The 26,917-nt window shown below is 43.0% G+C and carries 21 protein-coding genes and 1 tRNA gene; 7 read left to right on the top strand and 15 right to left on the bottom strand.

Translation table 11 applies throughout. The features are described from left to right. Positions 1-527: 527 nt before the first annotated feature. The 8 genes from argF to CGICJO_RS04275 form a co-directional block, all read right to left on the bottom strand. Positions 528-1,433, bottom strand: coding sequence for an ornithine carbamoyltransferase (gene argF, locus CGICJO_RS04310; RefSeq protein ID WP_486499761.1), 906 nt, complete (start codon positions 1,431-1,433; stop codon positions 528-530). A gap of 2 nt (positions 1,434-1,435) precedes the next feature. Next, the gene (locus tag CGICJO_RS04305; RefSeq protein ID WP_486499760.1) at positions 1,436-2,614 is read right to left on the bottom strand and encodes an aspartate aminotransferase family protein; all 1,179 of its coding nucleotides are present in this window, start codon (positions 2,612-2,614) and stop codon (positions 1,436-1,438) included. Between the two features lie 15 nt (positions 2,615-2,629). Next, positions 2,630-3,055, bottom strand: a complete 426-nt coding sequence (locus tag CGICJO_RS04300; protein WP_486499759.1) for a GNAT family N-acetyltransferase — start codon at positions 3,053-3,055, stop codon at positions 2,630-2,632. 617 nt (positions 3,056-3,672) lie between these two features. Then, the gene (gene argB, locus CGICJO_RS04295; protein ID WP_486499758.1) at positions 3,673-4,524 is read right to left on the bottom strand and encodes an acetylglutamate kinase; all 852 of its coding nucleotides are present in this window, start codon (positions 4,522-4,524) and stop codon (positions 3,673-3,675) included. Between the two features lie 36 nt (positions 4,525-4,560). Next, on the bottom strand, positions 4,561-5,784 hold the full coding sequence (gene argJ, locus CGICJO_RS04290; RefSeq protein ID WP_486499757.1) for a bifunctional glutamate N-acetyltransferase/amino-acid acetyltransferase ArgJ: 1,224 nt from the start codon (positions 5,782-5,784) through the stop codon (positions 4,561-4,563). Positions 5,785-5,796: 12 nt separating this feature from the next. After that, positions 5,797-6,831 (bottom strand): N-acetyl-gamma-glutamyl-phosphate reductase, encoded by a 1,035-nt coding sequence (gene argC, locus CGICJO_RS04285; RefSeq protein ID WP_087376753.1) that lies wholly within the window; start codon positions 6,829-6,831, stop codon positions 5,797-5,799. Beyond that, positions 6,828-8,198, bottom strand: a complete 1,371-nt coding sequence (argH, locus tag CGICJO_RS04280; RefSeq protein ID WP_087376751.1) for an argininosuccinate lyase — start codon at positions 8,196-8,198, stop codon at positions 6,828-6,830. The genes argC and argH overlap by 4 nt, the downstream gene beginning before the upstream one ends. 74 nt (positions 8,199-8,272) lie before the next feature. Then, on the bottom strand, positions 8,273-9,493 hold the full coding sequence (locus CGICJO_RS04275; protein WP_087376749.1) for an argininosuccinate synthase: 1,221 nt from the start codon (positions 9,491-9,493) through the stop codon (positions 8,273-8,275). Between the two features lie 408 nt (positions 9,494-9,901). On the opposite strand from CGICJO_RS04275, the gene CGICJO_RS04270 reads away from it, so the two are divergent. The 3 genes from CGICJO_RS04270 to CGICJO_RS04260 all read left to right on the top strand — a co-directional run bounded on the left by CGICJO_RS04270 (position 9,902) and on the right by CGICJO_RS04260 (position 11,726). Continuing rightward, positions 9,902-10,411: a flavin reductase gene (locus tag CGICJO_RS04270; protein WP_486499756.1), complete on the top strand. Its 510-nt coding sequence runs from the start codon at positions 9,902-9,904 to the stop codon at positions 10,409-10,411. A gap of 80 nt (positions 10,412-10,491) precedes the next feature. Further along, positions 10,492-11,037 carry a thioredoxin family protein gene (locus CGICJO_RS04265; protein ID WP_087376745.1) on the top strand — a complete coding sequence of 182 codons (546 nt, stop codon included), beginning with the start codon at positions 10,492-10,494 and terminating at the stop codon, positions 11,035-11,037. Further along, positions 11,034-11,726, top strand: coding sequence for a cytochrome c biogenesis protein CcdA (locus CGICJO_RS04260; protein WP_087376743.1), 693 nt, complete (start codon positions 11,034-11,036; stop codon positions 11,724-11,726). Before CGICJO_RS04265 ends, CGICJO_RS04260 begins: the two co-directional genes overlap by 4 nt. Positions 11,727-11,879: 153 nt before the next feature. Here the strand turns inward: CGICJO_RS04260 and carB are convergent, their stop codons facing one another. Further along, complete coding sequence (gene carB, locus CGICJO_RS04255; protein WP_486499755.1) at positions 11,880-15,932, bottom strand: carbamoyl-phosphate synthase large subunit; 4,053 nt, start codon at positions 15,930-15,932, stop codon at positions 11,880-11,882. 56 nt (positions 15,933-15,988) lie between these two features. After that, complete coding sequence (locus CGICJO_RS04250; RefSeq protein ID WP_486499754.1) at positions 15,989-17,050, bottom strand: carbamoyl phosphate synthase small subunit; 1,062 nt, start codon at positions 17,048-17,050, stop codon at positions 15,989-15,991. Positions 17,051-17,430: 380 nt separating this feature from the next. On the opposite strand from CGICJO_RS04250, the gene CGICJO_RS04245 reads away from it, so the two are divergent. Continuing rightward, the gene (locus CGICJO_RS04245) at positions 17,431-19,539 is read left to right on the top strand and encodes a glutamine synthetase III family protein (RefSeq protein ID WP_087376737.1); all 2,109 of its coding nucleotides are present in this window, start codon (positions 17,431-17,433) and stop codon (positions 19,537-19,539) included. A 62-nt stretch (positions 19,540-19,601) separates the two neighbouring features. Here CGICJO_RS04245 and CGICJO_RS04240 read toward each other — a convergent pair whose 3' ends face one another. Continuing rightward, entirely contained in the window at positions 19,602-20,204 is a 603-nt protein-coding gene (locus tag CGICJO_RS04240; protein ID WP_087376735.1) for a TetR/AcrR family transcriptional regulator, read from the bottom strand. A 157-nt stretch (positions 20,205-20,361) separates the two neighbouring features. Here CGICJO_RS04240 and CGICJO_RS04235 point away from each other — a divergent pair, with 157 nt between their 5' ends. Together CGICJO_RS04235 and CGICJO_RS04230 are read left to right on the top strand one after the other, a co-directional pair. Beyond that, entirely contained in the window at positions 20,362-21,360 is a 999-nt protein-coding gene (locus CGICJO_RS04235; RefSeq protein ID WP_486499753.1) for an NAD-dependent epimerase/dehydratase family protein, read from the top strand. A 368-nt stretch (positions 21,361-21,728) separates the two neighbouring features. Next, positions 21,729-22,268, top strand: coding sequence for a hypothetical protein (locus tag CGICJO_RS04230; RefSeq protein ID WP_486499752.1), 540 nt, complete (start codon positions 21,729-21,731; stop codon positions 22,266-22,268). A gap of 121 nt (positions 22,269-22,389) precedes the next feature. Here CGICJO_RS04230 and CGICJO_RS04225 read toward each other — a convergent pair. Beyond that, positions 22,390-22,465: transfer RNA gene (locus tag CGICJO_RS04225), tRNA-Trp, on the bottom strand. Positions 22,466-22,750: 285 nt separating this feature from the next. On the opposite strand from CGICJO_RS04225, the gene CGICJO_RS04220 reads away from it, so the two are divergent. Further along, the gene (locus CGICJO_RS04220) at positions 22,751-24,235 is read left to right on the top strand and encodes a sodium:solute symporter family protein (RefSeq protein WP_486499751.1); all 1,485 of its coding nucleotides are present in this window, start codon (positions 22,751-22,753) and stop codon (positions 24,233-24,235) included. A 61-nt stretch (positions 24,236-24,296) separates the two neighbouring features. On the opposite strand, the gene CGICJO_RS04215 is transcribed toward CGICJO_RS04220, so the two are convergent. The 3 genes from CGICJO_RS04215 to CGICJO_RS04205 are packed head-to-tail and all read right to left on the bottom strand — an operon-like array spanning position 24,297 to position 26,886. Continuing rightward, positions 24,297-25,313 carry an alcohol dehydrogenase catalytic domain-containing protein gene (locus CGICJO_RS04215; protein ID WP_486499750.1) on the bottom strand — a complete coding sequence of 339 codons (1,017 nt, stop codon included), beginning with the start codon at positions 25,311-25,313 and terminating at the stop codon, positions 24,297-24,299. Then, entirely contained in the window at positions 25,306-26,019 is a 714-nt protein-coding gene (locus tag CGICJO_RS04210) for an IspD/TarI family cytidylyltransferase (protein WP_087376722.1), read from the bottom strand. Before CGICJO_RS04210 ends, CGICJO_RS04215 begins: the two co-directional genes overlap by 8 nt. 3 nt (positions 26,020-26,022) lie before the next feature. Further along, the gene (locus CGICJO_RS04205) at positions 26,023-26,886 is read right to left on the bottom strand and encodes a LicD family protein (protein ID WP_486499749.1); all 864 of its coding nucleotides are present in this window, start codon (positions 26,884-26,886) and stop codon (positions 26,023-26,025) included. Positions 26,887-26,917: the final 31 nt, after the last annotated feature.

The following is a 26,917-nucleotide window of genomic DNA, read 5'->3' as shown; positions in this document are numbered from 1 at the left end:
ATGCATGTGGTTGGTTTTGAAAATTAACGTCGTTTCACGTCGGGCGAGACCTTTATTTTATTTCCGACCTGCAAAGGTTAGTTTAGGAAATTAACATCGTTACAGGTCGGGCGAGACGTTTTCTTTAGTCTTTGGAGTGGTTCGCTCTCAGTTGACTTTGTTTTACATTTCTTTTTTCTTATATAGAATTATTATTGCAGAGGTAGATTTTATATCCGCTTCTACGTACTGAATGTTGAATAAGATTACACACAAAAACAACCGTGGTTCATAATTCAAAGAACCACGGTTGTTTTTTTATTATTTAAAAATTAACCCAATTATGAGCAAGCCATTCTAAGTCGTTTAACATAACGTCTCGCCCGCCTTGAAACTAACTTTATTTTTAAGCCAAACCCTTTGCAAGGCGGAAATAAAAAATTAACCCAAATGTGAGCGAGCCATTCTAAGTCGTTTAACAAAAAGTCTCGCCCGACCTGAAACGGAAGTTAATTTTTATATCCTCCCTTGCAGGTCGGATATAAAAATTATTTCATGAGGGTTACTAAAACTGCTTTTTGGGCGTGGAGACGGTTTTCTGCTTCTTCAAAGATTTCTGTTGCGTGCTCTTCGAATACGTCGGCTGTGATTTCCTCGCCACGGTGTGCAGGCAGGCAGTGGAGAACCATTGCGTCGCTCTTAGCTGCTGACATAAGCTCTTTGTTTATCTGATAGCCCTCAAATGCCAAAGCTCTCTTCTTTGCTTCGTCTTCCTGACCCATTGATGCCCATACGTCTGTGATTACAACGTCTGCATCCTTTGCGGCGTCCATTGGATTTCTGTACATATGGAACAGGTCGCCGTACTCTGCTGCAAAGTCCAAAATCTCCTTTGGCGGCTCATAGCCCTCCGGGCAGGCAACGTCTATTGACATTCCTGTTTTAAGTGCGCCTACGATAAGGGAGTTCATCATGTTGTTGCCGTCGCCGATGAAGCACATTTTCAGACCCTCAAGCTTACCCTTGAACTCTCTGATTGTCATAAGGTCAGCCATAATCTGGCATGGGTGACAGAAGTCTGTAAGTCCGTTGATTACCGGGATTGAACCGTACTCTGCCAAAGCCTCAACCTCTGCCTGCTCGAAAGTTCTAATCATAATACCGTCAAGGAAACGGGAAAGAACTCTTGCTGTGTCCTGAACAGGCTCGCCTCTGCCAATCTGCAAATCCTTTGAGGAAAGGAACAAAGGATGTCCGCCCAGCTGGTACATACCAACTTCAAAGGATACTCTTGTTCTTGTGCTTGCCTTTTCAAAAATCATACCCAGTGATTTTCCCTCAAGGTGTCTGTGTGGAATTCCGTGCTTAAGCTCGTATTTAAGCTGGTCAGCAAGGTTCAACATTCCTACAATTTCTTCTGTTGTGCAATCCAAAAGCTTTAAAAAGTGTTTCATTTTTATTCCTCCGTAATTGTTTTTTCAAGAATTGAAACCGCCTTGTCTATCTCTTCATATGTGATAACCAAAGGAGGAAGCATACGAAGCAGAGTTTTAGCGGTGATTATAAGAAGTCCGTTTTCCAGACATTTTTTTGCAATCTCTCCGGCATTGTCCTTTTCAAGCTCAATACCTATCATAAGACCCATACGACGCACGTCTTTTACGCCCTTTATAGCTCTTATTTTCTTTTCAAAATATTCGCCCTTTTCCCTTACCTTTTTGAGGAAGTTCTCGTCGGAAATCTCATTAAGCACATACAATGCACCTGCGCAGCAGACAGGGTTTCCGCCGTAGGTTGTTCCGTGGGTGGATGGTGTCATAACATTTGCGTATTTTTCTGTACACATGCAGATTCCTATTGGAAGTCCGCCGCCGATACCCTTTGCGGAAGTGCAGACATCGGGAACTATATCGTAATTTTCAAAGCAGTACAGTTTTCCTGTTCTTCCTGCTCCTGTCTGAACCTCGTCAACTATCAAAACGATATCCTTTTCGTCGCAGAGTTTTCTAAGTTTCTGAACATAATCCTTTTCAAGGATATTTACGCCGCCCTCGCCCTGGATAAGCTCTATCATAATTGCGCAGACTGTATCGTCAACATTAGAGAGCATATCCTCAAAGTTATTGGCTTCGGCGTACTTAAAGCCCGGTGTGAATGGAAAAAAGTAGTTATGGAAAACGTCCTGACCTGTTGCGGAAAGGGTGGTTATTGTTCTTCCGTGGAAAGAATTTTTAAGTGTGATAATAGTTGTTCTTTCCTTGCCGTATTTATCAAAGCTGTATTTTCTTGCAAGCTTTATTGCACATTCGTTGGCTTCCGCTCCGCTGTTTCCGAAAAACACCTTATCAAAAGGTGTAACACTGCAAAGCTTCTCTGCAAGAGTTGAAACAACCTCGTTGTAATAGTAGTTTGAGCCGTGCTGAAGCTTATGAAGCTGGTCGGTAACTGCGTTTATCCAGCCGTCGTTGCAGTAACCTACGGAGTTTACGCCGATACCGGAAGCTGTATCTATGTACTCTTTACCCTCAACATCGGTAACAGTTGCGCCCTGGCCCTTATTCAAAGCCACATTATACCTGCCGTAGGTGTGCATAATATTTTCGTTGTCCAGATTTTTAATCTGTTCCGTATTCATCTTTATACCTTCTTTTCAGTCAGTTTTTCCGTCGGTTCTATAGGCGAAAACGTAGATATCGTCACGCTTTTTAAAGCCGAAATCTTTCCAGAAGCCCTGACCCATATTATTATTTTCGTAACAAAAAATGTGAGTTTTATATATTCCCTGTTCTTTCAAAGCATTCAATGCCTTTTCCGCCATTTGATGGGCGATTTTTCTTCTTCGATAGTCGGGATGAACCGCCATGTGATATATAAATCCTCTTCTGCCGTCGTGACCGGCAAGCACTGTACCCACAATTTTGCCCTTTTCCTCAGCCACAAAACTGCAGCCTTTATTTCTTTCAAGATATTTCTGAATGTTTTCTTTACTGTCCGACTCAGACAAGGCACGTTTTGTGGTTATCTGCCACATCTCATACATACCCTCATAGTCGCCGATCTTCATCTCTCTTATCATATTTTTTATATCCGACCTGCAAAGGTTATTTTTAGAAATAAACTTCGTTTCAGGTCGGGCGAGACCTCCTATTTTTTATTTCCGTCTTTTTTATATCCAACCTGCATAACTTCCATCTAACCTTTAAGTCCAGCACAGGTTGGGCGAGACCTCCTACTTTTTATTTCCGACCTGCATAACTTCCAGCTAACTTTTAAGTTCCACACAGGTCGGGCGAGACCTTCTCTTTGAATTTTAGAATGGTTCGCTCTCAGCTAACTCTATTTTTATTTTATTATATATGAAATAGGTTTTATCTATATAATATTAAATTCATCGTTATAAACGACCTTGTTTTAATCATAAATCCTACTGCGACCGGGCGGATATTTAATCCGCCCCTACGGTTGTGAATTTCTTTCTATATCAATTCCTTATGCGGGCGAGCCATTCCAAAAAATCAGGAAAACGTCTCGCCCAACCTGCGAAGATGTTAATTTTTTATATAAAATCCTTGCAGGTTGGAATAAAAAAATCCCTTATGCGAGCGAGCCATTCCAATAACTAAGGAGAACGTCTCGCCCGGCGTGTGCAGAACTTTAAGATAATATGAAACCTCTGCACGCCGGAAATAAAAATTAAAAAAACATTGTGCCGATACCTTCGTCGCTGAAGAGTTCTATGAGGATTGAGTGAGGGATTCTGCCGTCCAGAATGTGAGCACGGTCTACGCCCTGACGTACAGCCTCAACACAGCAGTCGATTTTTGGAATCATTCCGCCGCTTATGATGCCCTCGTTTTTAAGGCGTGGAACATCGCTGACATTTACAACGGAAATGAGTGTGTCCTCGTCATCCTTGTCACGGAGCAAGCCTCTTACGTCGGTCATAAGAATGAGCTTTTGAGCGTTGAGCTTTGCGGCAATGGCTGAAGCGGCTATGTCTGCGTTTATGTTGTAAACTTCGCCCTCAGAACCGCCGGCAACTGTAGCGATAACCGGAATATATCCGCTGTTTATAACATCGTTGATAACTGTAACGTCTACGTCTGTTATGTCACCGACAAAACCGATGTCTCCGTTTTTGGTTTGCTTCTCTGCTTTCAAAAGATTTCCGTCAAGACCGCAAAGTCCTATTGCTTTACCGCCGCTTAAATTGAGCTGGTTTGCAAGGCTCTTGTTTACCTTTCCGGCAAGCACCATTTGAACAATGTCGATTGTCTCCTCGTCGGTAACTCTCATGCCGTTTACAAATTTGCTTTCTTTTCCGGTCTTTTTAAGCATTGCGTTTATTTCAGGGCCGCCGCCGTGAACCAAAACCACGTTTACGCCTACAAGCTGCAAAAGCACGATGTCGCTCATAACTGCGCTTTTAAGCTCTTCGTTTATCATTGCGTTGCCGCCGTATTTTACAACAATAGTCTTTCCTGCATATTTCTGGATGTAAGGCATAGCCTGTACAAGCACTTGGGCTCTGTTTGATACTTCCACAATTTTTCCTCCCTTTTTCCTCAAACTCTGCAAAAATCAGGTGCGGTAATCGCCGTTGATTTTTACATAGTCATAGGTAAGGTCACAGCCGTAAGCCTGAGCCTTTCCCTCGCCGTCGCCGACGTTTACAAGTATTTCTATCTCTTTTTCAAGGAGAATTTCTTTGGCTTTCTCCTCGCTGAATTCTATTCCTGCGCCGTTTCTGCAAACAGCGATTTCTCCCTTTACGGATTTAAAGTCAACGTCAACCTTTGTAACGTCTACGTCGGCGCCGCTGTAACCAACTGCGCAAAGCACACGGCCCCAGTTTGCGTCAGCTCCGAACATAGCCGCCTTTAAAAGACTTGAGCAGATAATGCTTTTTGAAACCATAACTGCGTCTTTCTTTGTCTTTGCTCCGGTTACTGTGCAGATGAGAAGCTTTGTTGCTCCCTCGCCGTCGCCGGCAAGCTTCTTGGCAAGTTGTTTGAATGCTTCTGTGATTCCCTCTACAAAATCCCTGTAATCCTGGTTTTTCTCGGTGATTTCAGGGTTTCCTGCAAGTCCGGAAGCCATAATTGCCAGTGTGTCGTTGGTGGATGTATCGCCGTCAACGCTTACCATGTTGTAGCTGTCCTCTACAGCCTCTTTCAATGCTTCGTAAAGCATTTCGGAGGAGATAGCGGCGTCTGTTGTAACAAAGGAAAGCATTGTTCCCATGTTGATGTGAATCATGCCGCTGCCCTTGGCAATACCGCCCACTGTTACGGTTTTTCCGCCGAGTGTCATCTCCATAGCCATTTCCTTTTTAACGGTGTCGGTTGTCATAATGGCTTCGGCGGCGTCTGTGCCGCCATCTTTTGAAAGGCTGCCTTTCATCATGGCAACACCTTTTTCTATAGGCTCTATTGGGAGAACCTGTCCGATAACTCCCGTTGAAGCCACAATAACGTCGTTGCTGTCAACGCCCAAAGCGGCGGCGGCAAGACTGCACATTTTCTCAGCTTTTTCAACGCCGTCGGCATTGCAGGTGTTGGCGTTTCCGCTGTTTACTATAACCGCCTGAGCATAACCGTCGGCAAGGTGATTTTGTGTTACAAGTATCGCCGAAGATTTAACAAGATTCTTTGTGTAAACTGCGGCGGCTGTACATTTTTTCTCGCAGTAAATAAGGGCAACGTCCCTTTTTGTTTTGTTGGAGGGCTTTACGGAAGCGCACACTCCGGCGGCGGTAAAGCCTTTAGGAGCTGTTACGGAACCCTCGATAAATTTATAGCTCATGCTGTCACCTCATTAAAATGCAGGAGGAACGATTTTAAGTCCCTCTGTTTCCTCAAGACCGCAGACAATGTTCATGTTCTGGATTGCCTGACCAGCCGCACCCTTGACCATGTTGTCAATGGCGGAAACTGCAACAAATGTGCCTGTTCTGAAATCAGTGTGTATTGATATATCGCAGAAGTTTGAATACTTTACATCGTGAATATCTGCAACCTGACCCGCAGGAAGAAGTCTGATAAAGTATTCGCCCTTGTAAAATTCTTCGTAAGCCTTTCTAAGCTGTTCTTCGGTAACGCCATCTTTAAGTCTTGCATAGCAGGTGGCAAGGATACCACGGTTTACCGGAAGAAGATGAGGAACAAAAGTAATTTTTACGTCCTCGCCGGAAAGCTTTGATAGTGTCTGTTCAATCTCCGGTGTGTGACGGTGGCTTGCAACCTTGTATGGGTGGAAGCCCTCGTTAAGCTCCGGATAGTGATTGCCCTGGGAAAGTCCTCTGCCGGCGCCGGTTACGCCGCTTTTGCAGTCGCAGATAATTCCCTTTGTTTCGATAAGTCCGTTGGCGATTGCAGGAGCCAAAGCCAAAGGTGAGCAGGTTGTATAACAGCCAGGGTTTGCAATAACCTTTCTGCCCTTAATCTTGTCACGGAAGAACTCAGGCAAACCGTAAACAGCCTCTTTGTGAAGCTCTTTGTTTATGTATTCGCCGCCGTACCACTGCTTGTATTCCTCTTCGCTTTCAAGGCGGAAATCTGCGCCCAAGTCGATGAAGATTTTATCCTGATTATAGCACTTTTCCGCCAGCTCCTGGGAAAGTCCGTGGGGCAGTGCGGCAAAGATAACCTGACTTTTTTCAACAACTGCGTCGGCGTTTTCGCATACCATGTCGTTTAAAAATCTGTAGCTGTGATACACGTCGCTGATTTTCTTTCCCTCAAAGGAAACCGAGCTTATAGCCGCAATCTCCGCATGAGGATGATTCATAAGAAGTCTTACAAGCTCTGCACCTGCATATCCTGTTGCTCCGATTATTCCAACCTTTATCATTTTACCTTTTCTCCTAACAATTCAGCCTGATATTTTACGTTTTCCCTTGCAGGGCCGCCGTATGCTTTTCTGTCGTCTGTGCATCTTTCAAGGGAAATAGCGTTGTAAACCTCGTCATTGAACAAGTCGCAAACCTTTTTGTATTCCTCCATAGGGAGATTTTCAAGGTCTGTGCCAAGTTCGATACATCTTGCCACAAGCTCGCCTGTTGCCTTGTAAGCGTCACGGAAAGGCAAACCGTTTTTAACAAGCCAGTCTGCGCAGTCTGTGGCGTTGATAAATCCGCCGGCGGCGGCTTTTCTCATATTTTCAGGAATTACCCTCATTGTGTCAAGCATTGGGGTAAATGCAGTAAGGCACATCTTAACTGTGTCAACTGCGTCGAATATAGCCTCTTTATCCTCCTGCATATCCTTGTTATATGCCAAAGCTATACCCTTCATAACTGTGAGAAGTGTCATTGTATCGCCGAAAACTCTGCCGCTCTTGCCTCTTACCAGCTCTGCAATGTCCGGATTTTTCTTCTGAGGCATTATAGATGAGCCTGTGGAGAAAGCGTCGTCAAGCTCAACAAACTTAAATTCCCAGCTGCACCACATGATTATCTCTTCGCTGAAACGTGAAAGATGAACCATGATTATTGAAAGGTCAGCGGCAAGCTCCATGCAGAAATCTCTGTCGGAAACTCCGTCCAATGAGTTGTTGGTAATTCTTTCAAAGCCCAAAAGCTCACGGGTTATGTTTCTGTCTATAGGATATGTGGTTCCCGCAAGTGCGCAGCTTCCCAAAGGCATTTCGTCCATTCTCTTATAGCAATCCTCAAGACGGGAAAGGTCACGGAGAAGCATTTCACCGTAAGCCAAAAGATGATGGCCGAAAGTGATAGGCTGTGCTCTCTGAAGATGAGTATAGCCCGGCATAACTGTTCCGCTGTATTTTTCAGCCTTGTTGGCAATTACTCTGATAAGACCTTTTACAAGCTCTTCGATTTCCTTTACCTCTTTTTTAAGATAAAGCTTTATATCAACTGCAACCTGGTCGTTTCTGCTTCTTGCTGTGTGAAGTCTTTTGCCGTTTGCGCCAAGTCTTTTGGTAAGCTCGCCCTCTATAAATGTATGTATATCCTCGGCTTCCATATCTATTTTAAGGTCGCCCTTTTCTATGTCCTCTAAAATTCCTTTAAGGCCCTGCTGGATATCCTTGCTCTCTTCCATTGTGATAATTCCGCACTGTCCCAGCATTTCTGCGTGAGCGATGCTGCCCTCGATATCCTCTCGGTACATTCTGCTGTCAAAGGATATGGAGCTGTTAAAATCGTTAGTTGTTTTGGATATTTCTTTTTTAAATCTTCCTGTCCAAAGCTTCATAATAAATTACCCCGATAATCAATTTATGGGGCAGGTGACCCTGCCCCTTGTTTTATAGAATTTTAAATTGTTAATTATTTAATAAGACCCTTCTGAGCTCTTACCTTGATTGGAAGTCCGAACAGGTTGATGAAGCCCTTGCTGTCGTTCTGGTCGTAAACTTCGTCCTCGTCAAAGGTTGCGATTTCCTCATCATAGAGTGAATATGGGCTTGTAACGCCTGCGTCAATGATGTTGCCCTTGTAGAGTTTGAGCTTTACATCGCCTGTTACATACTGCTGTGTTGAATCAACGAAAGCGGAGAGAGCCTCACGGAGAGGTGTGTACCACTGACCGTAGTAAACAAGCTCTGCAAAACGGTTTGCAACAAGCTCTTTGTAGTGCTGTGTATCTCTGTCAAGGCAGATTTCCTCAAGCTTGCTGTGTGCAGCGTAAAGGATTGTGCCGCCCGGAGTTTCATAAACGCCCCTTGCCTTCATACCAACAAGACGGTTTTCAACGATATCTGTAATACCGATTCCGTTTTCGCCGCCAAGCTTATTGAGCTTCTCAACGATTTCTACAGCACCCAGCTTCTCGCCGTCGATAGCGTAAGGAATACCCTTTTCAAAGCTGATTGTAACATAGGTTGGCTTGTCAGGAGCCTGCTCTGGGGAAACGCCCATCTCAAGGAAGCCTGGCTCGTTGTACTTAGGCTCGTTTGCCGGGTCCTCAAGGTCAAGACCCTCGTGGCTCAAGTGCCAAAGGTTCTTATCCTTGCTGTAGTTTGTCTCTCTGTTTATCTTAAGAGGAATTTTCTTAGCCTCTGCGTATGCGATTTCTTCTTCTCTGGACTTAAACTCCCAAGTTCTCCAAGGAGCGATGATTGTCATGTCAGGTGCATAAGCCTTGATTGCAAGCTCGAAACGAACCTGGTCATTACCCTTACCTGTGCAGCCGTGGCAGATAGCGTCTGCGCCCTCAGCCTTAGCGATTTCAACGATTCTCTTTGCGATGATTGGACGTGCAAAGGATGTACCGAGAAGATATTTACCCTCGTAAACTGCGCCTGCTTTAAGTGTAGGCCAGATGTAGTCCTCTACAAACTCCTTGTTCAAATCCTCAACATAGAGCTTTGATGCGCCTGTAGCCAAAGCCTTTTCCTCAAGACCCTCAAGCTCTGTACCCTGACCAACGTTACCGGAAACTGCGATAACCTCACAGTTGTCGTAATGTTCCTTGAGCCAAGGAATAATGATTGAAGTATCAAGACCGCCTGAATAAGCAAGAACAACTTTTTTAATTTTCTTTTCCATTGAAAATCCCTCCGTAAATTATGAAAAGACAATTTTTATTTTGTCTGTGTTTTCCTGTCATGGCTATTATTATACACCTTTTATACAGAAAATCAAGAGTTTTTTGCATAAATATTCAGAATAGCTGTATTTTGTATAATATCATATATTAGCCTCAACTTTTTCCGTTTTTATATTCAAAACAACGGAAAAATCCGTGGTTTTTAAAGTATTTATTCAGCAAAAGACCATTTACAGCCTGTTTCCTTAAATTTTTTATATGCAATACACACGGTTATTTATACATATACAATGCATATTTTCCCCTGTGTTTTAAAAAAAATCAAATTTGTGGTACAATATCAGCATAGAATAAAAGGTAAAAATTAACCCTTTTTACCTCAAAATAATTTTTTGGAGGAATTAAACATGTCTGATTTTAAAAAAATAACAGCAGAAGAGCTTACCGCAAATCCTTTTAAGCTTATCGGCAAGAACTGGATGCTTATCACCGCAGGAGACAAGGAAAAATTCAACACAATGACCGCAAGTTGGGGCGGCGTTGGAATAATGTGGGGTAAGCCTGTGGCTACAGCCTACATCCGTCCTCAGAGATACACATTTGAATTTATTGAAAATGGCGACTACTACACCCAGTGCTTTTTTGACGAGGAGTACAGGGACGCACTGAAGTTCTGCGGTTCAAAATCCGGCAGAGATTACGACAAGGTAAAGGAAACAGGTCTTACACCTGTTGTTGACGATGAAACAGGTACCGTATATTTTAAAGAAGCAAAGCTTGTTTTCATCTGCAAAAAGATGTATGCACAGTTCTTAAACGAGGAAAGCGCACTGACAGAAGAGGTTACAAAGTGGTACAACGGAGATTACCACAAAATGTACATGAGCGAGATTGTTTCTGTTTTGGTAAAAGAGTGATTAAGTCACATAATCTGTTGACACATCTCCTTATGTAAAATATAATAGTCTTGACTAACTCACTTAAAGGAGATGAACCGATGAGCAGCAAACCCGTCCAGGCAAACACAAAAAAATCAAAAAGAATAATTCAGGTAGCCGCACCTCTTTTGATTATTCTAATAGCGGCGGTTATATTCTTTGTAAAAAACAGCGACTCTGCCCAAACAATAGAGCAAAGTCCAGACCTTACAATAACTGAACTCAACATTGATGAAATGACCTCTCAGGGCAAGCCGGTTATTATTGACTTCGGTGCAGATTACTGTCAGCCCTGTAAGCTTATGGCTCCTGAGCTTGAAGCTGTGCACAACGCAATGAAGGGCAAGGCATTTGTCCATTATATTGACACAATGGAAAGTCCTGAAATCGCCGGACAGTTTCCTATACAGGTAGTGCCCACTCAGGTTCTCTACGATAAGAACGGCAATCCTTTTGTACCAAGCGATGAGCTGGCCTCGCAGATACAGTTTACAATGTATACCCACAGGGATACGGGAGAGCACGCACTCACCACCCACCAGGGATATCTCTCCGCAGAACAGCTCTACATGATACTTGAGGAAATGGGGGCAGAAAACCCATGATAGACCAGTGGCTCCAATCCCTTTCAAGACTTATAACTGAAAGCTTTTGGCTTGCGCCTTTGATTGCAGTGCTTGCTGGAGTTCTCACCTCTTTTACCCCCTGTTCCCTTTCCACCATACCATTGGTTATGGGATATGTGGGAGGAACAAAACAGCGTGACACAAAGCGTTCATTTTTACTTTCGGTGACCTTTGCTTTGGGAATGGCTATAACCTACACGGCTTTAGGCGTTATCGCCTCAACCTTAGGAGGAATGATAGGTGCGGCATCAGGCTGGTGGTACATTGTTTTAGGCGTTCTTATGGCTTTGCTTGCACTTCAAACCTACGGAATTTTTAATTTTATCCCCTCCACCTACTTAGTTTCAAAAAATAAGAAGCGTGGTTTTATCGGGGCATTTTTAGCGGGAATTCTGGGCGGAGTTTTCTCCTCACCATGTTCCACACCGGTGCTTGTGGCACTTTTGGCTATAGTTGCCGGAAGCGGAAGTATTTTATGGGGAACTCTTTTACTTCTTTTGTACTCCATAGGCCATGGAACTTTAACGGTTATTGCCGGAACCTCCGTAGGCTTTGTACAGAAGCTATCCGCCAGTGAAAAATACGGAAAGCTCAGCAAAGCTTTAAACATCGTATTGGGAACGCTTCTGCTTTTGATAGCTTTCTACATGTTTTATCTGGGCTTTTAAATTTTACACATACAAAACATCCTATGGTATGCGCCATAGGATGTTTTTTTATAAAAAATATTCAAGGGCAGAACCTTTTGAGTTCTGCCCTTGATTTTGCTTAGAATGACTTTAGAATAAATTATTTATTTAAGCATTTTGCCAAAATAACTATTAGATTTCTACTTCACCCTCGAATACAAGACGTGCGTCGCCTGTCATATATACAGTGTCGTCTGTGTATCTGATTGTAAGTTCGCCGCCGAGAAGCTTAACTGTGATGTCCTCGTCTTTCTTGCAGATACCGTTTTCGCAGGCTGCTACAACTGCTGCACATGCGCCTGTTCCGCAAGCGAGGGTTTCACCGTTGCCACGCTCCCAAACACGCATTTTAAGAGTCTTATTGTTGATAACCTTTACAAACTCTGTGTTTACTCTGTCAGGGAACATCTCGTGGTGTTCAAATTTCTTGCCTACTGTTTCTACGTCGAAGCCGTCAACATTGTTTACAAAAATCACGCAGTGTGGGTTGCCCATTGAAACGCAGGTGATGTTGTAGGTTTCGCCGTCGATTTCTACTGGCTTATTGATAACTGTTTCGCTGTCTGCTGTAACAGGAATATCAGAAGCCTTGAGGCTTGCCTTGCCCATATCAACTCTCAAACGTGTTACCTTTCCGTCCTGTGTATAGGCCTTGAGGTTCTTAATACCGCTGAGTGTTTCGATTGTGAGCTCTGATTTCTCATTTATATCAAGGATACCGTTGTCATAGAGGTACTTAGCTACGCAGCGGATACCGTTGCCGCACATTTTGCCCTCTGTGCCGTCGGAGTTGAACATCTTCATTTTAGCGTCGGCAACCTTTGAAGGTGCAACGAGGATAAGACCGCTGCCGCCGATACCGTGATGTCTGTCGGAAAGTCTTACTGCAAGGCACTCAGGATTGTTAATCCATGACTGCTCAAATGTGTTGCAGTAGATGTAGTCGTTTCCTGTTCCCTCCATCTTGGAGAACTTGAGCTTCATTCTCTCAGATCTCATGTTGTTGATATCAACAAGCTCTGTGCTCATCTGAGAATAACGGCTCTTAAGGCAGTCTGCCAAAGCGTTTGCAGTGTCGATTGAAGTAAGGCAAGGAATGTTTCTTTCAACTGTCTTTCTTCTGATCTTAACTGAATCTCTTGTTGGGATTCTGCCCTTTGAGGATGTGGAAATAACGTACTGAATCTTTCCGCTCTCAATAAGTGTAAGTGTATTTTCGTCGGACTCGTGAATCTTCTTAACAGGTGTTGCGTCGATACCGTAATCCTTGAGAACTGATGTTGTTCCCTCTGTTGCGTAAATCTTAAATCCAAGGTCAGCATACTTTCTTGCAACGTCGCCGATTTCAGCCTTGTCGGAATCTCTTACTGTGATAAATACGCCGCCTGTCTTGTTCATCTTGTAGCCGGCTGCGATAAGACCCTTGTAGAGAGCCTCCTCCAAAGTTCCTGCAATACCGAGAACCTCACCTGTTGACTTCATTTCCGGTCCCAAGTGGTTATCAACGTTGATAAGCTTTTCAAAGCTGAATACAGGAACCTTAACTGCAACATAGCAGCTCTTCTTGTAAAGACCTGTGCCGTAACCCATATCCTTAAGCTTTTCGCCAAGCATTGCTCTTGTTGCAAGCTCAACCATAGGAACGCCTGTAACCTTACTGATGTAAGGAATTGTTCTTGAAGAACGTGGGTTAACCTCGATTACGTAAAGCTCGTTTTCATAGATAAGGTACTGGATGTTAACAAGACCCTTTGTATTGAGAGAGATTGCAAGGTTCTTTGAACTTTCAACAATCTTCTTTGTCATTTCATCGGAGATATTCCATGCAGGATATACTGCAATAGAGTCACCGGAGTGGATACCTGCACGCTCAACGTGTTCCATGATACCAGGGATAAGCACGTCTTCGCCGTCGCAGATTGCGTCAACCTCAAGCTCTGTACCGCTGAGGTATTTATCTATAAGCACAGGGTTTTCAATATTCTGTGCAAGAATAATTGCCATGTATTCCTTAACGTCTGCCTCGTTGAAAGCGATAATCATGTTCTGACCGCCGAGAACGTAGGAAGGTCTCAAAAGTACCGGATAACCGATTTTCTCTGCAACGCTCAAAGCTTCCTCTGTTGACATAACAGTCATGCCCTTTGGACGTCTGATGTGGTGCATTTCAAGAAGCTCGTCGAAACGCTCTCTGTCCTCAGCCATGTCGATAGCGTCTGCTGAAGTACCGAGAATCTTAATTCCGTTATCGTTGAGGAATTTTGTAAGCTTAATAGCTGTCTGACCGCCGAATGCAACAACAACGCCGATTGGGTTTTCTGTCTTGATGATACCCATAACGTCCTCGTTGGTAAGCGGCTCGAAGTAAAGTCTGTCAGCTGTGTCAAAGTCTGTGGAAACTGTTTCAGGGTTGTTGTTTACGATAACAACATCGTAGCCGGCTTTCTTCAAAGCCCATACGCAGTGAACTGAAGCGTAGTCGAACTCGATACCCTGACCGATTCTGATTGGACCTGAACCCAAAACCATGATTGTCTGCTTGTCGCTGTTTTTCTCTTTGATGAACTCCTCAGCTTCGTTCTCCTCATCGAATGTTGAGTAGAAGTAAGGTGTTTCAGCGGCAAACTCTGCGGCACAGGTGTCAACCATTTTATAAACAGGAACAAGAGGATTTTCAATCTCTTTGCCTGTGAACTGCTTTATTGTCTTGTCGAGGAAGCCGTAATTTTTAGCTTTCTCGTAAATCTCTTCGTTAAGCTCCCCTGATTTCATAACCTTGCTGATTTCTGCAAGATTTACGAACTTGCTCAAAAACCACTCGTCAATCATTGTGATTTCGTGGATTTTCTCAATGGAAATTCCTCTCTTGATTGCCTCGTATACACAGAAAATTCTCAGGTCGTCACAAACGTGGAGTCTTTCCTCAACCTCTGCGTCTGAAAGCTTTTCAAACTTCTTGTCGTCAAGTGTGTCGTGGGAAATCTCTGCACCTCTTACAGCCTTCATGATAGCCTGCTCAAAGGACGGAGCGATAGCCATAACCTCACCGGTTGCCTTCATCTGTGTACCAAGCTGACGCTTTGCGTAAACAAACTTGTCGAAAGGCCATTTCGGGAACTTAACAACAACGTAGTCAACAGCAGGCTCGAAGCAAGCGTATGTTGTACCTGTAACTGCGTTTTTGATTTCGTCAAGTGTGTAACCGATTGCAATCTTTGCAGCAACCTTTGCGATTGGGTAACCTGTAGCCTTTGAAGCCAAAGCAGAAGAACGGGAAACACGTGGGTTAACCTCGATAACTGCATACTTCATGCTCTCAGGGTCAAGGGCGAACTGGCAGTTACATCCGCCTTCAACGCCCAAAGCCTCAACCATGTCGAGAGCTGCTGTTCTGAGCATCTGATATTCCTTTGTGGAAAGTGTAACAGCAGGAGCGATAACAATACTGTCGCCTGTGTGAACGCCAACCGGGTCAAAGTTTTCCATTGAGCAGACTGTAATTGCGTTGCCTGCGCTGTCTCTGATAACCTCGAACTCGATTTCTTTCCAGCCGGATACGCATTTCTCAACGAGAACCTGATGAATTGGGGAAAGTGCAAGACCGTTGCCTGCGATTTCTCTCATCTCTTCCTCGTTGTTAACGATACCGCCGCCTGTTCCGCCAAGGGTGAAAGCAGGTCTGATAATTACAGGGTAGCCGATTTTCTCTGCAAATGCCAAAGCGTGGTCAACGCTGTGAACAACCTCAGATGGGATACAAGGCTGGTTGATGGACTCCATTGTGTCTTTAAACATCTGTCTGTCCTCTGCCTTGTCGATTGTTTCAGGCTTTGCGCCCAAAAGCTGAACGCCGTACTCGTCCAAAAATCCCTCTTTTGCAAGCTGCATGGAAAGGGTAAGACCTGTCTGTCCGCCAAGTGTTGACAAAACGCTGTCCGGACGCTCTTTTCTGATAATTCTCTTAACTGTATCAAGTGTCAATGGCTCGATATAGATTTTATCTGCCATTGCGTTGTCTGTCATGATTGTAGCCGGGTTGGAGTTTACAAGGATAACCTCCAAGCCCTCTTCTTTAAGGGCACGGCATGCCTGTGTGCCCGCATAGTCAAACTCGGCAGCCTGTCCGATTACGATAGGGCCTGAACCGATTACGAGAACTCTTTTTATATTTGGTCTAAGTGGCATAAATCATCATTCCTTTTGCATAATTTTAGTCTTGGGCTGTGTATTGCTCTTTAGGTTCAGCCTACCATTTCCTTAAACATATCAAACACAAATCCTGTGCCGCATCTGTCGGCATAGGATGGGTGGAACTGTACTGAGAAAGCGTTCTTTCCCTCGTACTCGATACCCTCGCAGCTGCCGTCGTTGCTGTTTGTAAATACAACCTTGCAGTAATCAGGCAAGGTTTCGCTCTTTACAGTATAGCCGTGGTTCTGGCTTGTAATGTAAACTCTGCCGTTTTTGCTGAATTTTGCCGGCTGGCTTGAGCCTCTGTGACCGTAGTGAAGCTTTTCTGTCTTTGCTCCGCATGCAAGAGCCATAAGCTGGTGACCCAAACCTACACCCATAACCGGAATGTTTTTATCCATAAGAATTTTTACCTGCTCGATAATCTCTGTGTTTTCAGTAGGGTTGCCCGGGCCGTCGGAAAGTACAACGCCGTCCGGATTCATAGAAGCGATTTCCTCTGCCTTTGTATCAGCAGGAACAACCTTAACATTAAGTCCGCACTGTGCAAGAGAATCTGCAATGCTGTGGTTCATACCGAAGTTCCAAACAACTACAGTCTTTTCGCCCTTGCCTTCGATTTCTCCGCCCTGAGGATTTACGGATTTAACAGCATCCTTAATTTCATATGCCTTAATCTCTTCAAGGTCTTTTTCCTTATTATCAAGTGAATAGCAGAGCTTGCAGTTCATAACGCCCTTTTCACGGATAATCTTTGTCAAAGCTCTTGTGTCAATGTCGTAGAGTCCCGGGATATTGTTTGTTTTTAAAAAGGTGTCAAGCTCTCCATCACTGCGAAAATTTGAAGGAACCTGGCACCAATCACGTACAACATATGCATTTAAAACAGGTGTACCGCTCTCTACATCAGAGGGAATAACACCATAATTACCAACCAAAGGGAATGTCTGTAAAACCACCTGACCAAAATAAGAAGGGTCGGTGAGTGTTTCCATATAACCGATTACAGAAGTGGTAAAAACAAGTTCTCCCACTGCTTCTTTTTTTGCACCAAAGGCTTTGCCCTCAAAAACGGTGCCGTCTTCCAAAATCAAATACGCTTTATCACCCATAGATTTCTTCCCTTTCCAAATAGATTTTTGACGTACAGTACATCATCAACTGGATATTTTAATATATTTTTTACTATTGATTTTTCCGTAAAAGAAAATTAGTAATATTTTTTTATATCAGCCCACTGTACTATGCATAATTATATTATATCTTTTTTTATTTCATATGTAAATTATTTCCTTTACAGTATATTAAACAAAATTACAGGCTGATATTCGACTATTTCTTACATAATAAGCACCGGTCAAAAAACTTGACTTATATGCACAATGAAGATATAATTTTTCTATATACTTGCAGGGTTTAACATCTTTTTCCCTGCTTTTTTACACCGTTGCAGTTTAAACAAACCTATATTATAAAGAACGGAGAGAAGATTATGACACCGGTAACCGAATACTTCGGCAGTCTTGTTTTCAACGACACAACAATGAAACAAAGGTTGCCAAAAGAAACCTACAAAGCTTTAAAAAAGACTATTCAGGACGGCAAGCCACTGGATATTTCCGTTGCAAACGTAGTTGCCAACGCCATGAAGGATTGGGCTATTGAGCACGGCTGCACTCACTATTCCCACTGGTTTCAGCCTATGACCGGTATCACCGCCGAAAAGCACGACAGCTTTATAACACCAACCGACGGCGGCAAGGTTATCATGGAGTTTTCAGGAAAAGCTCTTATCAAGGGCGAGCCTGACGCATCTTCTTTTCCTCACGGCGGAATAAGAGCTACCTTTGAGGCAAGAGGCTATACCACCTGGGACCCAACCTCCTATGCATTTATCAAGGACGGTTCCCTCTGTATTCCTACCGCTTTCTGCTCCTACACAGGAGAGGTTCTCGATAAGAAAACACCATTGCTCCGCTCAATGGAGAGAATAAGCCACGAGGCTGTAAGAGTTCTGCATCTTTTCGGCAAAAAGGACGTAACACGTGTTATCACCACCGTAGGCGCAGAACAGGAATATTTCCTTGTTGACAAAAAGGTTTACGAAAAAAGACGTGACCTTATCTTCACCGGAAGAACACTTATCGGCGCAAAGGCTCCGAAAGGTCAGGAGCTTGAGGATCACTATTTCGGATCTATAAAGACAAGGGTTTCCGAATACATGAAGGATTTGGACGAACAGCTTTGGAAGTTCGGCATTTACTCAAAGACAAAGCACAACGAAGCAGCCCCTGCCCAGCACGAGCTTGCACCGGTATTCACCACCACAAACCTTGCCACCGACCACAACCAGCTCACCATGGAGATTATGCAGAAGGTGGCTGAAAAGCACGGTCTTGTTTGTCTTCTCCACGAAAAGCCGTTTGCAGGCGTTAACGGTTCAGGAAAGCACAACAACTGGTCACTTTCCACCAACACAGGCGAAAACCTTTTCAACCCATCAAGCAATCCGGAACAGAATCTGCAATTCCTTCTTTTCCTTGCCGCTGTAATCAAGGGCGTTGACGAATATCAGGATTTGCTGAGAGTATCAGTTGCCAGTGCCGGAAACGACTGCCGTTTGGGCGGTTATGAAGCTCCTCCCGCAATAGTTTCAATGTTTATCGGCGGAGATTTGGAAGCAGTTTTGGAAGCTATGCTCCGTGACAAGGAATACGAAAGCAAAGGCAGAATTGAAATGGGAATGGGAGTTGATGTTCTCCCTGAAATAAAGAAGGACACCACCGACAGAAACAGAACCTCCCCATTCGCCTTTACCGGAAACAAATTTGAATTTAGAATGTTGGGTTCAGCCATAAATATAGCTTGCCCAAATATTATGTTAAATACAATCGTTGCTGAAGAACTTTCACAGTTTGCCGACGAGCTTGAAAAAGCCGACGACTTTGAAAGAGCTGTAAGACATATAATCAAGCGCACATACAAAGAGCACCGCAGAATTGTTTTCAACGGCAACAACTACTCCGAGGACTGGGTTCAGGAAGCCGAAAGACGTGGACTTTTGAATTTAAGAACCATGCCTGAGGCAATGCCTTACTACATCAGCAAGAAAAACATTGACCTTTTTGAAAAGCACAAGATTTACACACCTGCTGAAACCCACGCAAGATACGAGGTTCTCCTTGAAAACTATGTAAATGTTGTTAACATCGAAGCCTTGACCCTCACTGAAATGGTTAAGCGTGACATTATTCCGGCAGTTACAAAATACATCAAGTCACTTGCAGATACAGCCATTGCAAAGAAGCAGATTTTGCCTAACATTTCCACAACAGTTGAAACAGAGCTCATCGAAAAGCTTTCTTTTGACCTTGAGGAATGTTACAGCAAGCTTATGCAGCTTGAATTCCACATTAAAGAGGTTGAAAAGCACACAAAGAACCACAGCGAAAAGCAGATACAGGCTCTCTCCGAATATGTATGCGGCAATGTGCTTACAGTTATGCGTGATATGCGCACAGTCTGCGACGACATGGAGGTCAACACCTCCGCCGAATACTGGCCATACCCATCCTACGGCGAACTGATGACCAGCGTTTGATTTTATTCTCCATAACAAACAACCCCACAGGAATAAATTTTTCCTGTGGGGAATTTTTATTTTCAGTTATTTTCGGTTTTTCTGTCATTCTCAAGAAAACCCATTCCGTACATCATAAGATTTTCCGCCATTGATGCTATTTCCGCCGGGGTCATCACCAAGCCGTCTTCAAACCATTTTTGAAGCAGTCCTATACATCCTGCGCTTACAAAGGTGTAGTAATATTCCAGCTTCTGTGGAGTTGCGTTCTTATAAAATTTTCCGTAATTCTCAACACAAAGCGTTCTTCCATAGTCAATAAGCTTCATTGCAAAAGCTTTATCTCCATAATTTCCCAAAGTTACAATACATAAATCTGCGTTATCCTTGATACACTGAAATATACCTGTTGTCACCGTAAGGTAATTGGGGTTTCCCTCTTCGGAAGCAACAATAGGTTCCAAAGCGGTTTTTATACCCTCAAACATTTCCTCCTCAATCTGATTTAACAGGTCGTAAATATCCGTATAGTGAAAATAAAAAGTGCTTCTGTTGATTTGAGCCAGCTCGCAAAGCTCCTTTATAGAGATACTCTGGATAGGCTTATTTCTAAGTATCGTGGTAAAAGCTTTTCTTATCATGGCTTTTGTTACCCTTGTTCTGTGGTCATTTTTTGTTGTTTTCATGAAAATTCCCCCTAAATCAACAGATATTGCTTTTCTGTCGTATATCTTCACAGCATGGAAAAATCTGATGATTGATAATCTACAATAAAGCTATTATAATACAATCGAAGAATTAAATCAACACTATGTTTATTATTTGGTTAAGGAGTTGACTTCTATGAACAGGACATACATTATCACAGGAGCAAACGGACATTTAGGAAACACTATTCTCAGAACTATAGACAAAACGAAAAATCAGGTCAGAGGTTTAATTCTTCCCGGAGAAAATCCATATTTGGCCGGAGTCAACTATTATTTCGGTGACGTTACAAATCCTGAAACACTGCGTCCCCTTTTTGAAAACACATTCGGCAGTGAGGTTTACGTAATCCACACCGCCGGCATTATCAGCATAGAAAACAACGTATCTGAAAAGCTTCGTCAGGTAAACGTAGGCGGAACAAAAAACATTGTAGACCTCTGCAAAGAATACAAAGTAAAAAGACTTGTATATGTAAGTTCAGTACATGCCATACCCGAGGGCGAAAAAAGCGAAACCCTTACGGAAATTTCACATTTTTCACCGGATGAAGTAATCGGCGGCTACGCAAAGACAAAAGCCGAAGCAACCCAGATTGTTTTAGACGCCGCAAAAGAGGGACTTAACGCCGTTGTGGTACATCCCTCCGGAATTTTAGGCCCTTATGACAATTCAGGCAATCATCTTGTACAGCTTGTAAAGGATTATATAAAAGGCAAGCTTCCCGCATGTGTCAAAGGCGGATATGATTTTGTTGACGTCCGTGATGTTGCGGCAGGCTGTCTGCTTGCGGCGGAAAAAGGCAGACAGGGCGAATGTTACATCCTTTCAAACAGACATTACGAGATTAAGGACATTCTTGCATTAGCCAAAACCATAGGCGGCGGCAAAAGAATACCTGTACTCCCCATGTGGATGGCAAAAATGGCAGAGCCTTTCCTGAGAAAAACCGCAGAAATCAGAAAAAGGAGACCTTTATACACAAAGTACTCCCTGCACACACTCACCGCCAACGACAAATTTTCCCACGAAAAAGCCACAAAAGAGCTTGGCTACCACCCCCGTGACATAAAAACCACAATTGCGGATACTTTATTTTATATCCGACGTGCCAAGGCTTCAGCTAAAGGTTAAGAACAGCACACGTCGGGCGATTCTTTTATTTCCGACCTGCATAGGTTTAATCTAATCTTTATGTCCTGCACAGGTCGGGTGAAACCTTTTGTTAAGCGACTTAGAATGGTTCGCTCTCGGTTGGGTTTGAGCTTTCAATTATAATGTTACAGCCATGGTTATTTTTAATCATGGCTGTTTTATTATTCTTTTATAGAATAATTTGTACAGTCTGTTTACGGAAACGCTATTAACTACTAAACCAAAACTACAGTATATTTTTTAATATAATTTAATTCATTGACAAAACAAATCATTGTAATTAAAATTAAAGCAACGGCAAAAATATAGAGTAAATCAGTTTATCTAAGCTTTGGAGAAATATTAAAATGAAAAAAATAACGGCTATATTTTTATTAAGCATATTATTGGTGTTTTCCGGCTGTAATCAGGAAACAGACAATACAGTAAGCACTCAATCTTCTTCTGAAAGCAATGACCCGTCTGCATCTGTCAACACAGAAACCACAACAGAATGGCCTGAAATTACAGAAAACGGAGTCAACGAAGAATTACTAATGCAAAATATCGACACCGAAACCTTAGAAACAATAGCCGCAGAACTTCAAGCCCTGTGTGATGAAGTGATAGAAGAAGAACAGCAAAATCCGGAAATTATGTTTACCGAGGGATTTACAAGAGTATTTGAAAAAGAGCGTTATAAAAAAGTTATCGGTATGGGTGATATCGCCATGAAGCCGCTGTATCTTATTATTTATAAAAGCGAGAACAGCGGAATGTACGAGTATATCTGCGCAAGGGCTTTATACGATTTATCGGGCTTTGATTTTGACTGGATTAACTCAGAAGAATTTTTAGAAAAATTTAACAAGGAAATATTAGAAATCAGAAAACAATCATCCACCTAATAAAAACTTTTTTCTTTAATTTTACATCTTACAAAAAGCCATTCGTAACAACGGACGGCTTTTGTTTTTTATATAGATAGAAAAAGAAAAAACCACTCGCTTTTGCGAATGGCTTTGATTTTGGCAGGGGCAGAAGGACTTGAACCCTCGGCACGCGGTTTTGGAGACCGCTGCTCTACCAACTGAGCTATACCCCTATTTATCTCCCGAAAATCGGTACGTGTAATATTATACCTTTTTTATCTATAATTGTCAAGCCTTTTTTGTATTTTTCTTTTATTTATTTTACCTATATCCCGTTCCTTTTAATATCATTTACAGTTTTTCTCTCTTTTTCTCGTTTTTTATGAAAAATATGCAGTTATCCCTTGACAAACAGGTGAAATAATGCTAAAATACCACCATTACTTTATCGGTTTAAAGCTTTTAATCGATAAATCTACTGGATATAGTATACACTTAAAAGAAAAGGGGACGATTTTATGGATTGGGTAATCTGGTTAATTCTGGGTATCTACATCGCTGTTATGGCTTTTATAGGCATAATGAGCGCACGAAAAGTTAAAAACCTCACTTCCTTTATTGTCGGAAAAAGAGAAGCGGGGCCTTGGAAATCCGCATTCGCTTATGGAACAACATATTTTTCCGCTGTTCTTTTCATAGGTTATGCAGGAAAATCCGGTTGGGATTACGGACTCTGGGCAGTTCTCATAGGACTTGGCAATGCAATTTTCGGCGCATGGCTGGCGTGGAAGCTTCTTGCAGAGCGCACACGCTCGGTAACACGCAGAATGAAAATAAAAACTATGCCTCAGCTTTTTGAAAAACGCTACAACAGCAAAGCTATGAAGGTTTACGCCGCTGTTATCATATTCATATTTATGACCCCATACTCTGCCTCCGTTTACTCGGGACTCAGTTACCTGTGCGAAAACGTGCTGGGCATAAACTATCAGACCGCAATGGCTGTTATCGCCATAGTCGCCGCAGTATACCTGGTTTTGGGAGGATACCTTGCTTCCCTCACCGCCGATTTTGTCCAGGGCATAGTTATGGTAGGCGGAATTGTCGCCATGATTTTCTTTATAATGAATTCTCAGCAGGTGGGGGGAATAACAGAGGGTATTCCAAATCTCCTTGAAAAAATGGACGAGGCGGGAATGGACGCCACAACGCCGAGCTTCTGGATTGGACTTATCGGTCTTATTATGCTTACAAGTTTCGGCACATGGGGAATGCCTCAGATGGTTCACAAATTCTACGGTATTGCAGACAAAAAGTCCATTAAAACAGGAACCATCGTTTCAACAGCATTCTGTCTTGTAATTTCAGTGGGCGCATACTTCGTTGGCTCTCTTTCAAGACTTTTCTTCGAGGAAGTTCCCTCAGGAAATCACGACTTGATTGTTCCTCAGATTTTGGTTCAGTCACTTCCAACAGTTTTGCTGGGTATCGTGCTTATTTTGGTGCTTTCCGCATCTGTTTCCACACTTTCGGGAATTACACTCACCTCCTGCTCTTCAATAACCATGGACATTATCTCATCTGTTATTTTCCCAAAAATGAGTAGAGAAAAAGCCCTTGTGCTTACACGAGTTCTTTGCCTTGTATTTATTTTCTTCTCTTATCTGATAGCTGTACAGCAGTCGCCCATACTTTTGCTTATGTCATTCTCATGGGGCTGTATTTCAGGTTCATTCCTTGCACCGTACATACTGGGACTTTACTGGAAGAGAATGAACAAAACAGGCGCATGGTGCGGCATGATAGGCGGTTTGATTGTGGCAATAGTTTTGACCATAATTTCAAAGGCTGTAGGTCTTGACTCAGGAATGTCAGCCGCCTGCGGAATAGCCGCAATGATTGCTTCACTTATCTTCTGTGTTATCGGAACACTTCTTTCAAAAAAACCTGCAAACAGCAAGGCTTTCTTTGAGGCTGAGGCAAACGACGGAAAAGCTGCTTAATAAATTCATATAAACCCAATATTAAAGCCGCTGTGAGAATTTAACTCACAGCGGCTTTATTTTATATATTCCATTTAAACACTGTTTTAAAAGGTGTTGTCAAATCTGTTTCAAAAACTCTGTGTATGTCTTTAATGGTGCATACAGCCTCGTCCTCCTGAATAATGGAAGAAAGTCTTGTCTGTATGTCCTTGTCAGACATCATGGCTATAGCCTTTTCAAAATCCACTCTACCGGAGCGGCTGCTGCCAACAATGGTAAGTCCCTTTTCAAGCACCATTCTGGTAAAAATAGGAACCGGATTTTCGCTTACTCCCATAAGGATAATTGAACCCTGAGGACGGATATGGGCGATTATATCGGAGATAGCGGACTGACTGCCCTCTCCTCCGCAGCACTCAAAGGCATGGTCACAGCGGTAATTTTCCGGAAGCTCGTTTGCAAGGTAGGTGTTGTCAACAAAACCGAACAAATCAAGCTTTTTAGGAGTCATACCCACAACTGTAATCTTTGACTTTGGAAATGCGTTTTTCAAAACCAAAGAAACCACAAATGCCAGGCTTCCGTCGCCAAATACAACTATATCATCTCTGTACTCATGTGCCAAAGCTTCAAAACGTGCAACAGCGTGCATAGCCACACTTATAAATTCCGTAATGGCGGCTGTTGTAGGTGAAATTTTATCGTATGCCACAACTCTGTCGGGATCTATTGCCACAAGCTCACGCATAAAGCCGTCTTTTCCGCTGGACAAAAATCCGCTGTTTGGCGCATAGTTTTCATAAATTCCCTTTATGGAATCTCCGGGAACATTTGGGATTAAAACAACCCTCTGTCCCACGTTAAAAGTGTTGCTGTTGTCCTTTATTACAACGCCGGCGCACTCGTGTATCAAAGCCATGGGGAGCTTCTTTGCCAAGTCACGGGCATTTCTAAGTCCTCTGTAATATCTCTGGTCGGCGTGGCATATTGCCATATACTCGGGACGAACTATAACCTTTTGTTCCTCTGTGGCAATCTGCTGGTATTTTACTGAAAATACGTGAGGACTTACAAGCTGATAAATAGAATTAATCACGCTTTTCCCCTCCTGCCATTGCTTCGGCAACACGGTAATCCTCTATGGCAGTAATCTTCATATTTGCAACATCTCCCTGAACAAGGCTTACAGGAATATTTGCAACAACCAAAATCTTGCAGGCATCCGTCAAAATTGCCTTTTGCTCATCGGAAAGGGAGTTATATGTGTTTTTAAGCAGGGACATATTAAAGCTCTGCGGAGTCTGTCCCTGATACATAAGTCTGCGTTCAGGAATTTCTGTGATAAACTTTCCGTCATCAGAACGAACAATAGTATCTGTTGCAGGAATAACCGTATCGCATGCACCGTACTTCAGCGCAGCATCTATATTTTCTTCAATAATACGGATACTTACAAACGGACGAACTGAATCGTGGGTAACGATGATATGGTCGTCGCTTGCTCCGTAATCTCTTTCAATTCCGTCTATAATGCTCATGATTGTCAGGTTTCTGTCTTTTCCGCCCTCAACAATCTCAACTCGCTCAGGCTCGGAAATATATTTCTTTATAAGGTCCTTAGCGTACAGCACCCATTTTTCATGAACGCCTATATAAATCTTCTCAAAACGGCTGCACAGCAGGAATTTTTCAAGTGTGTGAATGAGAATAGGTTTTTCACCCAAAGGCAAAAACTGCTTTGGTCTGTCGGCAATTTTCATACGGCTTCCAACGCCGCCGGCAAGTATTGCTCCGAATATCATATATTATCCATCCTTTCTCTTTAAATAGTAAACACCTTTATATTTTTTATAGGAGTTATTCAAATCAATAAAAATCGCATCGTGGTGAGGCTTCTGCTTTTCCTTTGGAGGCAATTTCATGTAATCGCCGAAAGCGGTTCTCAGGTACACGTCGTAGCCCTGAGGAATAGGCATTTTCACATTCTCAAAGTCAACCCAAATTGCCTTGTCAAAAGCTTCACGGGGATATTGTTTTTTCATGTAATAAGGGCCTGAACAAAGCTCTGTAATGTAATTACATTCCTTTATAGGGTATTTTGTCATTTTGCGTTCCGCAAGCTTCCAAAGCTTGTAGCGCAGCTTTTTGGAAGGCACAAGCGTCAAAGCAATTTTACCTGCAACCGAAACAGCCTTTCCGTGATTTACAGGCACTGTCTGTGCGCAGTAAAGAGAATAAACAAGAGCCCAGAACACCTGCATTTTTCTTTTCATTTTTCCGTCAGGCCATCCGTCAAGGGGAAGCACATCCAGCGCAACTCCGTGGCTTATATCCATGTCCACCTGATAGGGCTTAATGGCTGTGGTTTCATTGTCACGGATTGTTACAAACAGGTTTCCGTCAACACGGTTTTTGTCCGCATAAACGCAGGCATATTTTTCCGTATTTGCGTATTTGGGCCAAAGCTCCTTGAGCTTTTCATAATCATCTCTCGGCATGAAAACATCCACGTCGTCGTCCCACGGAATAAAACCCTTATGGCGCAGGGAACCTATACAGCATCCTCCGCACATGTAAAACAAAAGACCGTGCTCGTTGCAAAAATCCTTAAAATACAAAGCGATTTCAAGGCTTTTGTTTTGAAGCTCACGTAAAGAAATCTCGCCCATTTCAGTTCTCCTCCTGTAAAAGCCCTGCCGG

This window comes from Candidatus Limousia pullorum (genome assembly GCF_057405065.1).
Note: the sequence above shows the minus strand (reverse complement) of the source record. Positions and strands in the feature narration are given on the sequence as shown.

Coding starts and splice junctions, on each gene's coding strand:
- argF (WP_486499761.1), bottom strand. CDS start 1,433: ATGAAACACTTTTTAAAGCTTTTGGATTGCACAACAGAAGAAATTGTA.
- CGICJO_RS04305 (WP_486499760.1), bottom strand. CDS start 2,614: ATGAATACGGAACAGATTAAAAATCTGGACAACGAAAATATTATGCAC.
- CGICJO_RS04300 (WP_486499759.1), bottom strand. CDS start 3,055: ATGATAAGAGAGATGAAGATCGGCGACTATGAGGGTATGTATGAGATG.
- argJ (WP_486499757.1), bottom strand. CDS start 5,784: ATGAGCTATAAATTTATCGAGGGTTCCGTAACAGCTCCTAAAGGCTTT.
- argC (WP_087376753.1), bottom strand. CDS start 6,831: ATGATAAAGGTTGGAATAATCGGAGCAACAGGATATGCAGGTGCAGAG.
- argH (WP_087376751.1), bottom strand. CDS start 8,198: ATGAAGCTTTGGACAGGAAGATTTAAAAAAGAAATATCCAAAACAACT.
- CGICJO_RS04275 (WP_087376749.1), bottom strand. CDS start 9,493: ATGGAAAAGAAAATTAAAAAAGTTGTTCTTGCTTATTCAGGCGGTCTT.
- CGICJO_RS04270 (WP_486499756.1), top strand. CDS start 9,902: ATGTCTGATTTTAAAAAAATAACAGCAGAAGAGCTTACCGCAAATCCT.
- CGICJO_RS04265 (WP_087376745.1), top strand. CDS start 10,492: ATGAGCAGCAAACCCGTCCAGGCAAACACAAAAAAATCAAAAAGAATA.
- CGICJO_RS04260 (WP_087376743.1), top strand. CDS start 11,034: ATGATAGACCAGTGGCTCCAATCCCTTTCAAGACTTATAACTGAAAGC.
- carB (WP_486499755.1), bottom strand. CDS start 15,932: ATGCCACTTAGACCAAATATAAAAAGAGTTCTCGTAATCGGTTCAGGC.
- CGICJO_RS04250 (WP_486499754.1), bottom strand. CDS start 17,050: ATGGGTGATAAAGCGTATTTGATTTTGGAAGACGGCACCGTTTTTGAG.
- CGICJO_RS04245 (WP_087376737.1), top strand. CDS start 17,431: ATGACACCGGTAACCGAATACTTCGGCAGTCTTGTTTTCAACGACACA.
- CGICJO_RS04240 (WP_087376735.1), bottom strand. CDS start 20,204: ATGAAAACAACAAAAAATGACCACAGAACAAGGGTAACAAAAGCCATG.
- CGICJO_RS04235 (WP_486499753.1), top strand. CDS start 20,362: ATGAACAGGACATACATTATCACAGGAGCAAACGGACATTTAGGAAAC.
- CGICJO_RS04230 (WP_486499752.1), top strand. CDS start 21,729: ATGAAAAAAATAACGGCTATATTTTTATTAAGCATATTATTGGTGTTT.
- CGICJO_RS04220 (WP_486499751.1), top strand. CDS start 22,751: ATGGATTGGGTAATCTGGTTAATTCTGGGTATCTACATCGCTGTTATG.
- CGICJO_RS04210 (WP_087376722.1), bottom strand. CDS start 26,019: ATGATATTCGGAGCAATACTTGCCGGCGGCGTTGGAAGCCGTATGAAA.
- CGICJO_RS04205 (WP_486499749.1), bottom strand. CDS start 26,886: ATGGGCGAGATTTCTTTACGTGAGCTTCAAAACAAAAGCCTTGAAATC.